Source organism: Rheinheimera baltica, from assembly GCF_030731985.1.
Classification (GTDB): Bacteria; Pseudomonadota; Gammaproteobacteria; order Enterobacterales; family Alteromonadaceae; genus Alishewanella; species Alishewanella baltica.
Genome location: NZ_JAPJDY010000001.1, coordinates 585,705 through 596,618, shown reverse-complemented (window position 1 = coordinate 596,618; position 10,914 = coordinate 585,705). Strand labels below are relative to the sequence as shown.

Genomic DNA, 10,914 nt, shown 5'->3' with positions numbered 1-10,914 from the left:
CAACCTATGATAAAAAGGCCCATCGGATGATGGGCTTTTTATCAGCTAGCCGCGGTGTAATGCATTGCAGCTTTTGTCTCTGTTAGTTAACCACTCTGATCCGACGCCAGGCTAATAACATCAAAGCCGGTAACAGATAAAACAGGCTGCCTCCACCGCCTTCAGGCTCTGTCGGTTCGGGTTGCACTTCTGGCGCAGAGCGCGTCGCGTCCAGAGGGAATGCATCTTGCTTATTTCCCACACCGTCACCATCGGTATCATTAGACGCATCAAATGGTGCCAAATCTAACAACGCACCCACAATGGCAATTGACACCGGATTATTTACACCGGCACTTTCAGCTGAGGCAACCACGCCTATCGGCGCACCATTGCTACCGCTGTATTTCAATATCTGGTTGGTGTCTGAACTGCACAGATAAACATCACCGGCGTTATCCACTGCGATACAACCCGGCATACCGAGGCCACCGCTACCTGCACTGATAAATTCCCCGCTATATTGGCCAGATGCACTAAAACGCGTGACATTTCGACTACCTGCATTTGTCACCAAAATACTACCATCCGCCATTTTTGCCAAATGCTCAGGCTTATCTAAACCAACACCCTGCGCCCAAACCGTTGATTGATTGTTAGTCGTAGTCACTGAGTAACGTAGTAGCTGGTTAGTATCGCGCTGAACTAACAGGTTATGACTGTCCGTTAATGCCAAGGTATCACGATAAATATTGGTGCTGTTAGAGAGCAGTTGAACAGAAGACGTAGCGCTGTTACCAAACTGAAATACATTGATATACGACGGTGCCAGACCATTTGATACGTACAGTCGGCTTTGCGTTTGTGTCTCACCGGTTTTTACCAAGTGAGCAGCAAAATTACTACTTAGCTCAAACCGCGGTATTAAAGTATCAACTTCTTTGGTATGCCGGTTAAGCCTAAGCACATCACTAAACTGGACAAAAGCTAACTGCCCCGCACCTAGATCAACCAGATCGGAACGGAAAGTAATGCCACCAGCAGGCGCCTGATACAACGTATCTTCAAAGCCGCCTTCAGGTAAACTAAACAACTGAATACTACCACTACCCGCATTGACAACAATAAGTTGCTGCATACCATCAGCACGGCGGTCAAAATCGTCCACACCGTCATTGTCGTTATCATAATCGAAACGATTGCCTACACCATCACCGTCTGTGTCAGCCGTATCCTGAACATTAAACGGTAGCTGATCACTATTGTCTCCAACACCATCGCCATCAGAGTCTGTTGAAGCCGTTGCATCAAATGGAAGATCGTCTGACACATCTGGCACACCGTCATTGTCATCGTCCGGATCAGCATTATTGCCAATACCGTCGTTGTCGAAGTCGGCCCATTCTGAGGCATCATTTGGAAACACGTCGGCATTATCACCAACACCATCGTTGTCCGAATCATCGGTCTCTGTTACATCAAAGGGGTATGCATCATATAAGTCTGTAACACCATCGCCATCAGTATCCGGATCGCTTGGTGGCGGGATATTAACCACAGCGTTGGATACTGCAGCACGTAATCCTGCATTGGTTGCAGCAAAAAAGTTTACTGCTGACGCATTGTCTGCTTGCTCAATATCACCGCATGCGATGGCTGCACAATTTAATCTCGGGTTTGAAAACCGGGGTAATCCATAATTACGGTTAATATCGCCAGTACCAATTGAACTCATAACTGTATTAAATTTACCCGTTACAATCAAAGCACCGGCAGCAGGTAATGCCCCGACACTTTCACCGTTTCTATATTGATGACCTGCACCAAAATTATGGCCAATTTCATGCGTAAAGGTGTCTAAACAATTTGAGCCACCACTAATACCTACGTTACTAATATTAATAAGAACATCGGGCACAGATTGCGGAAAATAAGCCACACCGCACACGCCTCGCTCATTTAACTCATGTAGCCTAATCATTGACACAATGTCGGCGCCGTATTGCTCACGCAAAGCGGCGACATTATTCAAGCTGCTATCCGGTTGCGTGGCGTTATTACCATCCAGGGCAAAACGTAAATCATCCAGCGCAGTAAAATTTGACGGCTGGTTATAGTTTACAAACTGACTGTGTACCAAGCGCAACTGTACGTCGATACCACTGTCAACAAAAGACTGATTTGCCTTCGCAACCAACAGATTCATTAGCGTATCGGCCAGCCCGTCAGGGTATTGCTCTAACACTTCACTGGCATACAGCATCATAATGTCGACAATGGTAAAGCTGCTTTGTGCATCATACTGCGTCGTTGCAGGATGGGATTGCTTTGATGTGGTCGCGGCAAAATGTAGCTCAGGCATCACCACATCATTTTCATAAGATGGCGCTGCCAGGCCAGCCTGGCTCAAGTTAACCAGATAGACCTGATTTCCTTGCTGCAATACCATGCTATGGCCTGATACACCGACAATTTCACCTATAGCGCCGGTTTTACCTTGTGTCAGTATAACCTTATGTGGCTTACCATTAAGCTGCACCACCCCGGATACGGTGACATCACCGTTGTCGTGCCTGATACTATGCTTAATTTTAACATCGAGCTTGCCACCCGCCTGCGGCAGGCTAAGTTGCATTACACTCTTGTCCAGCGTTGTTACTAGTAGCGAATTATCAGCACTATATTGCCCGTGCCCGCCTTTTTGCTCACCAAGGTCAAACCGGCTAATAGCCGATATGGGGATATTCTGTAATGCTTTGGGTAAACTTTGTGCTTGTGTCCCGGCTGCGCTAACAGGCGCACTTTGAAGTAAAACCAGGCCAACAGACAGCGCCAGTAATGTTGGTAAACCCTTGAAAACTCTCACATGAAATCGCCTTCAATAAAATATTGTTGCGATTAAGCTAGCAGTTAAAACCGGTACTGTAAACATAATAACAACAACTACATGTCATTATGTAGCCAACATTTCACATTGTCTTGTTAGCTAAATCTCAACCAGGAATATCGTTTAAAAAAACGTATTTACGGATTAAGTAGCAACAATAATTGGTTTCGCTGCTGTTCGTCTTCCAAGCTGTCAAACGGTAACACCAGATCGTCTTTACCATTACCGGTTAAATCAAACAGCCGCGCTTTACGCGCATCCCTTGGCAGGTTTAGTTTAATGCGTTCACTGCGCCTGCTAAATAACCGCTTATCTTCATGCTGGTATATGCGCAGCTCATCCCCGCCATCACCTACCAGTAATGACTTCTGGCCGCTACCTTGAGTGTCTGCGACTAAAAATAGCGGCATATCATAGCGAAAATTACTAATACTGACATCGATGGTAGCTTGCTGACGAAAATCGGCTTTTTCTGGGTACTGCCGCTGTGCATTCAGCAAGTAAAAATCAATATCTAAATTAGCACTGCCCCGCAGCAGCACACGGATAATGGTACCTAAGCCAAAATCTGTGCTTGGAATATAAAAATCTTTGCGGCCATCATTATTGATATCATCGATGACGACATCTATTGGCGATGTCTCTGTGGTAATAAACGTATCTGGCTCTGCGTTAAAAATCAGGCCAGTTTCAGATTTAACACCGAAATGAATACGAAAACTATTGTTACGTTCCAATGCATCGGCCAGTTGCTCGCGGTTAATTACCAAATCCGGTATGCCATCGCCGTCGATATCGGTAATATCGCGCAAAGTATCAATATTTTGACCATTGTAGCTGCGTCCCGCATCATTTCGCTGGTCAGCCTCTTCCTCTGTGGACAAGGACACAGGCCAACTCATTTGTAGTGGTTCTGTAGAAAAGCTGCCATCTGGCTGTTGCAGGAAAAGCTGAAATTTACCTTGCGAGACAAATACCAGATCACTTCGGGAGTCCTGATTAACATCAACAATATAATGTTTTCGTGGTGTGTAATCTGGGCTATCTCTCCAGCTTTGTACCAAAGCGGGGATCTGCAAGGCATAATGTTTAAAACTGCCATCCTGTTGTTGCCGATACAAATGGGTCTGCTGAAAGTCTGAGACAAGAAAATCACTTAAGCCGGAACCCAGTTCAACAACAAAGTCGGCACTTCGCAGCCGGTTTTTGTCCAGCACGCGGTAGATGGATTCAGAAGCAACCAATAACTGAGCATGACTGGCATCTTCTGACAAGCGGCTAATCCCTTTTAAGCCTAGAAATATCAGTTGTGATTGGCTTTCTCCTGCTAATAATGCCTTAGAAAAAAATTGCGCCGTCTCTGGTACAGGTAATAAACGGCTGCTGTAATCGGTTAAATTAACCTGACTTAGCCAGCGGGAAAATTGACTGTAGCCGGATACCAGTAACTGCTTTCGCTCAGGCAGCAGCAATATGTCACCGTTTGGGGGATGTGGTAGGCTAATTTTTTTGAGTTCAGTGTCTGCTGCATTAATAGGGGCTGCAAGCATTAGTAAAAACAAGGGGATAACTGACTTCACAAGCAGACACATCCTTTGCAAAATTAACACTGATTAACGTGTAGTAAACACTTTTGGTTCACTTTATGACTAAACAGGTTAAAGGTTTTGCCTGATCTTGTCTACTTCACCACTGTCGAGCATGTGTTGCCAATTTAGCTGCAACTGCTGATAAATATCTTTAGAAATAGCATTGCGGCTAAACGCAAAATAAACCGGATTTTCGTGCAGTACAAACAACTTCACATAGCGACTGGCCATATCGCCCTGGCGTAAAAGCTCATCTACTATAACCTCATCTTCAAGTGAGGCGATGACCCGGTCTGATGCCAACATAGCCAGTTTTTGTTGATTACCCGATGCATAGAATATCCGTTGATCAATTAACGCATCTTGCTGCAGAAGTTGTTGCCACTGCGGGCCATAATAAGCGCCCTCAGTAACCGATATTAGCCCGCGCATGCTTAGCAGCTGAAACAGGTCGGTTACTCTATGCTCTAAATCCCGCCGCCCCACTGCAACCATCCGTTCAATATGATGTGGTCCGACAAAATAACTATATTGTGCGCGTTCAGGAGTTTCAGACATGGCTATCATAACCGCAAGAGAACCCTCTTCTAGCATTTTAATCGCACGCCCTGCCGGTAATGCTACCGTGTTCATTTGACATGGCAGTGTTGCCAACAATGCGCTAAGTAGCTGATAAGAGTGCTGTGATAATTGGCTGTTATTGTGTGAGCCCGCTGCAATACTTTGTTGTTCTGACTCAACCCGCACACTAAGTTGGCAAGATGCATGTTGTACGACATCTTGTTGCGCATTAACGTGCCAAGCATTCATCAAAATCTGCAGAGTAAAGAATACGCGGACCAATTTTGACACGGGCATTAAGCCGCCTTTCTATTAATACATAAATTGACTATAGCGCTGTAGCAAGTATGCGGCAAGTGAAGCAAATATGCAAAAAGCCAGCAAGACGCTGGCTTTTTTAAAAACGCGACAGTTTAACGCGCGTTGGTACTTTCAAAGATTTTGTCAGCTGAAGCCGCCACAAAACCGGTATATAACAACCCATTAGTCATAGGATAACGGGTAGCAAACTCATAAAAACAACTTGGAATGGTTGCCATGCCATCACTAAATTGTACTGGGTGTAAGTCTGCCAACGTTGACGACTGCTCTAAATACACCTCTGGCGTGCCTTTAATCTCGCCGCCTGACGTATTTAACAAAAAGCCAGCGTCTTTAAGCGCATTATTTACCTGTTGCAGGCTGCTGAAGTTTTGCAGCTCATTTACACTTACAGTAAAGTGATTCGCGCGATACCCCCAGGCAGCTACCCAGGCAGCATATTCACTTTCTTCCAGTAGTTTTTCATACGTAGCCTGGCTTACCTGCCAATGCGTGCCGCTGTAAAGAAAGTTATCAGCAGTAACGGCCTCTTCTGGAATTTGCGCTACCAGTTCGGTAATGGTGTCACGCAGATAGGCAGAGCATTTATCTAACAACAATTCAGAAATAAATACTTTGGGCTGATTACGATCAGGGTGCTCATAATGTTTGGCGTACAATTTTTTCGCCTCAAAATGATATTCACCACATTCTTCATAACCCAACGCTTTAAAATGCGCTGCCAGTTTTTCCAGTCCAACCTTTTCCAGGTTAAACGTACGCAACGCTATGTGATCATTAACAACGTCTTGCTGCTGCGAGCTGCCCAGTAACTGGTGAACTTGTTTGGCAGAAGGTGTCACCGCTACATAGTCTTGCCACAGGTTGGCAAACAACACTTTTACATCAGTATGCATATTTTATCCGCCTTAACATTTACCGGTTATTACTTATCTGGCCCTTAGGCCTTGTCTAACACTATAAATCTTGCCATATCGCCATCATGCAGGCGCAGTGTATCGGCAAATTCCGCACTTAGCAGCAATAGCTGCTGATCTGCATCAAACTTTGCGCTTTTTGAGAAGCTAGCACGAAAACCTTGAAGTGCTGTGTTGGCTACAGCTAAGGTTTGCTCCCCTTGCACATCGGCAATTTTAATTGCAACTTTTTTGCTGGCCGCTACCGATTTAATCTGGCTTAAACGCGCTTCAACCGTTGGGCCGGCATCGAATAAATCAATATAACCACGATGATTAAACCCTTCGTTTTCCAGCATTTTTAGTGCAGGCTTAGTGTTCTGATGCACCTGCCCTATTACGTCCTGAGCACATTGAGGCAGCAGACCAACATAAATGGGATGTCGTGGCATCAGCTCAGCAATAAAGGCCTTTTTCCCCACACCAATCAAGTGATCAGCGGTAGGAAAATCGATGGTTAAAAACAGCTTTTGCAGCCAATGCCAAAATGGCGGCTGGCCATCGCTGTCTGCCGCACCACGCATCTCGGCAATGACGCGGTCGCTAAAGCGCTCTGGGTATTCAGCCATAAACAAAAAGCGTACCTTGGATAAAAACCGGCCGGCATGGTTACGCCGATAGCTCTCGCGCAAAAACAATGTACAAATTTCTGAAGCACCGGTGTAATCGTTACACAGTGTAAGGGTACGTAGCTGATTAAACACGTTAAGCTCAGCGCTGTGGTGAATAACCGTATTTTGCTGAAAGTGATATAGCGGTGTGCTGGTACCCACTGCAGCCTCAATACCGGTAGTGCCTACAATTTCACCGGTTTGAGTATCTTCCAGCACAAACAAATAGCCCTGATCGCCAGGGCCATCAACCTGAGCGGCAAAGCTGTGCTCTGCATGGTCAATTTTTTGCTTCAAGCGCGCATCGTTTACCGGCAACGAGGTAAAACCTGCGCCAGACTCAATAGCGATGTTTTTTAGCGCCGCAAAATCTGCCGCCGTAATAGGTCGGATAACTAACATGGCTTAGCCCTGCACCACGTTAGCAACAGCTTGTTCAAAACGGGCTAAACCTTCGATGATATCAGCATCAGGAATAACCAGTGACGGCGCAAAACGCACAACGCTCGTACCCGCTACTAAGGCCATCAAACCCTGATCGGCGGCGGCTAACATAATGTCACGCGCTTTTCCGGCATAGTCGCTGTTTAACACAGCACCAATTAATAAACCTGAACCACGAATTTCGCTAAACACATGGTATTTTTCGTTTAGTTTAGTTAAGCCGTCTTTAAACAGTTGCGCTTTAGCCTTTACGCCATCCAACACGGCCGGGGTATTCACGGTATTTACTGCTGCCAACGCCACAGCACAAGCCAGCGGGTTACCGCCGTAGGTAGAACCATGGGTACCAACAACTAAATGCTTGGCAATCTCAGTGGTAGTTAACATAGCGCCAATAGGGAAACCACCGCCCAGCGCTTTGGCTGTGGTCAGAATATCTGGCGTTACACCATAGCCCATATAAGCATAAAGCTCGCCTGTACGACCCACACCGGTTTGTACTTCATCAAAAATAAGCAGTGCATTGTTTGCATCACACAGCTCACGCACGCCTTGAATAAATTCAGCTGTGGCTGGCATTACACCACCCTCGCCTTGCACCGGTTCAACCATTACCGCACAGGTATTGCTATTTATAAGGGCCTTAACGCTGTCAAGGTTATTAAATTCAGCGTGCACGATAGCGTCAGGCTTAGGGCCAAAACCATCAGAATAGGCTGGCTGGCCACCAACCGTAACGGTGAAGAATGTGCGGCCATGGAAGCCTTGTTTAAAGGCGATAATTTGGTTTTTCTGCTCACCGTATTTGTCTTTAGCAAAGCGGCGCGCCAGTTTTAATGCCGCTTCGTTGGCTTCAGCGCCAGAGTTGGCAAAGTACACCTTTTCAGCAAAGGTTGAATCAACTAAGGCTTTTGCCAACAACAATGCCGGTTCGTTAGTCATAACATTAGATAAATGCCACAGTTTGTCAGCTTGATCTTTTAATGCAGTAACTAATGCCGGGTGACAATGGCCTAAACAATTAACCGCAATACCACCGGCAAAGTCGATAAACTCATTGTTATTTTGGTCCCAAACACGTGAGCATTCACCTTTTACCGGAATAATTTTTGATGGTGCATAGTTAGGAACCATCACGTCATCAAATAAGCTTCTTGTTACCTGCATAAACTACCTCATTGTCGTTGCTGTGCTAACTTGTCTTTATATAGATTTAAAGTGACAAGCACCGCGAAAGTGACACTATTATATTGCGAATACTCGCCATATTGCAGTATCATTTTCAGCAATTTTTAAGATTAACTTAGCAATTTAACGTGACGGATTAGCAAAATGATAAGCAAGGAAGATGAGAAGTTATTAGCCGTACTTAAACATAATGCCCGTGCCAGTATTTCTGACTTAGCCCGGATACTGGACTTATCACGCTCGACGGTGCAAACCCGTATTGCACGCCTGGAACAAAGCGGGGTGATTAAAGGCTATTCAGTAGATTACGGCGACGACTATATCGCTTCACTGGTGTCGGCTCATGTCAGCATCAAAGTGCGGCAAAAGCTAACAGCAAAAACTAATACCGAACTGAAACACATTTCACAAGTATCAGCACTTTATGCCATTAGCGGCGAATATGACCTTATTGCCATAGTACAGGCACAAAGCACCGAGCAACTAAGCCATATCCTGGATGATATTGGTAACCTGGACGGCGTAGAGCGGACCAATTCGTCGGTTATTCTGGAAACCAAGTTTAAGCGCTAATGCTAGGCGTAAGCCATAGATAAATAATGCCCCCCTTAGCAGGCATGTATCAAGCTGCACTTTATTCAGTAAAAGTAGCTTTATCAAAAGCGCTAAATTAGCGCATTTAATTTCAGTTATTTTAGAAACTAAGCTCCAACAATCAGCTACAGGTAAACACCTACACAAGCTGATCTGAGATCACAACACCTTCACATTGTATACAATTGACAATATCCAGTATACCGTGCAAAATTAACACGGAATAAACAAAGGAGATGCAAATTGAAAACATTAACTAACTTAGCAGTAGCTGTATGTATTGGTTTGTCAGCCTATGCGAACGCATCAGCTGTCAATAATACTTTTGAGCCAATGAATACAAGCGTTAAAAACACAGAAAGACATATAGCACTAGACTTAGCTGTAATTAAATCAACTGCTGATATCTATAAACTTGATGTAGCTGAATCTCCACTCAGTCTACTTTCATCAGACACAAGAAATCGCTTCATTGATAGCCTAGTTTTTAATGAACGTGGATTGGCGGGATTCTCATACATTGGGCTTGAGGCGGAGTTAACGCCATCTCAAATATACAAATTACTTGGTTATTTTGGTGCACAGCATTTGGCAAGTGTCATGACAAATGCAAGAACTGAAACATCAACCGATATTTTAATTCTTAACCAACAACCACCTTACCAACCTCTTCGTGGAAAAGAAATCACTCCGATGGGGCCGCCAGGAGACCACAAAGGTTATGCCTGCTCTGAGCGTGCCACTTGCAGGGAGTCTGCTGGAGCAATATGCATGTCTAGTTGTTAATCCAATTAGTCAGCTCATATAGTGATATTAAAATAATCACTTATGAGCTGACCTTATTCTAGCGGAAAGCTTTATGTACCTTTCGATATTATCCATTTTGCTAATCAGCTCACTGCCTGAACCAAAAGGGCCAGCAACAGACTGGCAATGTGCAGATATTCAGTCTGTTTGGCAACAAGCAACTGCGATTGAACTAAGCCAAGATGAGCAGATATCCGCAGAAGGTATATTGGTTGATGGTAGGCTGAATAAATTTGAAATGTTATTTGAAAGATGTGCTAAACCGCGCTTCTTGCCTGAACTAATACCCACGCTAAGCAATGAACAATTGCATTTAGTGATGCTAACAATGCAGAAAATATTATTCTATAACAAGCGAGCAGCACCAGAGCAGTTCTACCTGGAATTGCTGAAAATGGTACCGAACAATAACAGCAATAAACAGCGCTATATCATGGCGCTGCTCGAACATCATTTACTTAAAGCAAACTTGTCTGAACTCGTAGCGCTGGAAAAAGAATTTTCTGTCTATATTGAAAAACCTGATATTAGCAATGCCAGCAATTCACAGCATACCAATCTAATTCGTTTACACCGCGATGGTAATTTAGAGTTTATCTCCAAAGATATCACCAAGGGTTCCGCTATAGTATTTATTGGATCGCCACTTTGTGCATTTTCACGCAGCATGGCTAGTTGGCTTAGTACGCAAAAAAACTTACCCGAAATTATATGGTTAACAAAACCGGTTTACAAACGAGATGCCGCGTTATTAAGCGACTATAGAAACAGCACCGGCATTGCATACGATATCGTATACAATAGCGCGCTCTGGCCGCAGATAAGATATTGGGGAACCCCGACAGCCTATTTTATGCTGAACGGGGAAGTGATACATCAGATTGTAGGATGGCCAGATAATGGCCGTGAAGCTGAGTTTAAGCTTGGACTGCGCAAAATTGGCGCGAGACCTGCGGAAACTCCGTAAAGCATCATCA

At 44.7% G+C, this 10,914-nt stretch carries 9 protein-coding genes; 3 read left to right on the top strand and 6 right to left on the bottom strand.

Annotation, left to right across the window (positions count from 1 at the left end):
• Nucleotides 1-82 precede the first annotated feature (82 nt).
• The 6 genes from ORJ00_RS02765 to ORJ00_RS02740 form a co-directional block, all read right to left on the bottom strand.
• A complete protein-coding gene (locus tag ORJ00_RS02765; RefSeq protein ID WP_306138919.1) occupies nucleotides 83-2,845 on the bottom strand; it encodes a reprolysin-like metallopeptidase in 2,763 nt (920 codons plus the stop codon).
• A gap of 158 nt (nucleotides 2,846-3,003) precedes the next feature.
• Nucleotides 3,004-4,446 (bottom strand): FG-GAP repeat domain-containing protein, encoded by a 1,443-nt coding sequence (locus tag ORJ00_RS02760; RefSeq protein WP_306138918.1) that lies wholly within the window; start codon nucleotides 4,444-4,446, stop codon nucleotides 3,004-3,006.
• 78 nt (nucleotides 4,447-4,524) lie between these two features.
• On the bottom strand, nucleotides 4,525-5,265 hold the full coding sequence (locus tag ORJ00_RS02755) for a substrate-binding periplasmic protein (protein WP_305973232.1): 741 nt from the start codon (nucleotides 5,263-5,265) through the stop codon (nucleotides 4,525-4,527).
• Between the two features lie 164 nt (nucleotides 5,266-5,429).
• Nucleotides 5,430-6,233, bottom strand: a complete 804-nt coding sequence (locus ORJ00_RS02750) for a DUF1338 domain-containing protein (protein ID WP_305973234.1) — start codon at nucleotides 6,231-6,233, stop codon at nucleotides 5,430-5,432.
• A 44-nt stretch (nucleotides 6,234-6,277) separates the two neighbouring features.
• Nucleotides 6,278-7,306, bottom strand: a complete 1,029-nt coding sequence (gene astA, locus ORJ00_RS02745) for an arginine N-succinyltransferase (RefSeq protein WP_306138917.1) — start codon at nucleotides 7,304-7,306, stop codon at nucleotides 6,278-6,280.
• Between the two features lie 3 nt (nucleotides 7,307-7,309).
• Entirely contained in the window at nucleotides 7,310-8,515 is a 1,206-nt protein-coding gene (locus tag ORJ00_RS02740; RefSeq protein WP_306138916.1) for an aspartate aminotransferase family protein, read from the bottom strand.
• A gap of 165 nt (nucleotides 8,516-8,680) precedes the next feature.
• Between ORJ00_RS02740 and ORJ00_RS02735 the strand changes: the two genes are divergently transcribed.
• The 3 genes from ORJ00_RS02735 to ORJ00_RS02725 all read left to right on the top strand — a co-directional run bounded on the left by ORJ00_RS02735 (nucleotide 8,681) and on the right by ORJ00_RS02725 (nucleotide 10,904).
• On the top strand, nucleotides 8,681-9,109 hold the full coding sequence (locus ORJ00_RS02735) for an Lrp/AsnC family transcriptional regulator (protein WP_306138915.1): 429 nt from the start codon (nucleotides 8,681-8,683) through the stop codon (nucleotides 9,107-9,109).
• Between the two features lie 264 nt (nucleotides 9,110-9,373).
• The gene (locus tag ORJ00_RS02730) at nucleotides 9,374-9,916 is read left to right on the top strand and encodes a hypothetical protein (protein WP_306126740.1); all 543 of its coding nucleotides are present in this window, start codon (nucleotides 9,374-9,376) and stop codon (nucleotides 9,914-9,916) included.
• A 73-nt stretch (nucleotides 9,917-9,989) separates the two neighbouring features.
• Nucleotides 9,990-10,904, top strand: coding sequence for a hypothetical protein (locus ORJ00_RS02725; protein WP_305977762.1), 915 nt, complete (start codon nucleotides 9,990-9,992; stop codon nucleotides 10,902-10,904).
• The last annotated feature ends 10 nt before the right edge of the window (nucleotides 10,905-10,914 follow it).

Bases quoted from the DNA above. Each gene is read 5' to 3' on its own strand.
- ORJ00_RS02740 (WP_306138916.1), bottom strand. From the start codon at position 8,515: ATGCAGGTAACAAGAAGCTTATTTGATGACGTGATGGTTCCTAACTAT.
- ORJ00_RS02750 (WP_305973234.1), bottom strand. From the start codon at position 6,233: ATGCATACTGATGTAAAAGTGTTGTTTGCCAACCTGTGGCAAGACTAT.
- ORJ00_RS02735 (WP_306138915.1), top strand. From the start codon at position 8,681: ATGATAAGCAAGGAAGATGAGAAGTTATTAGCCGTACTTAAACATAAT.
- ORJ00_RS02755 (WP_305973232.1), bottom strand. From the start codon at position 5,265: ATGAATGCTTGGCACGTTAATGCGCAACAAGATGTCGTACAACATGCA.
- astA (WP_306138917.1), bottom strand. From the start codon at position 7,306: ATGTTAGTTATCCGACCTATTACGGCGGCAGATTTTGCGGCGCTAAAA.
- ORJ00_RS02725 (WP_305977762.1), top strand. From the start codon at position 9,990: ATGTACCTTTCGATATTATCCATTTTGCTAATCAGCTCACTGCCTGAA.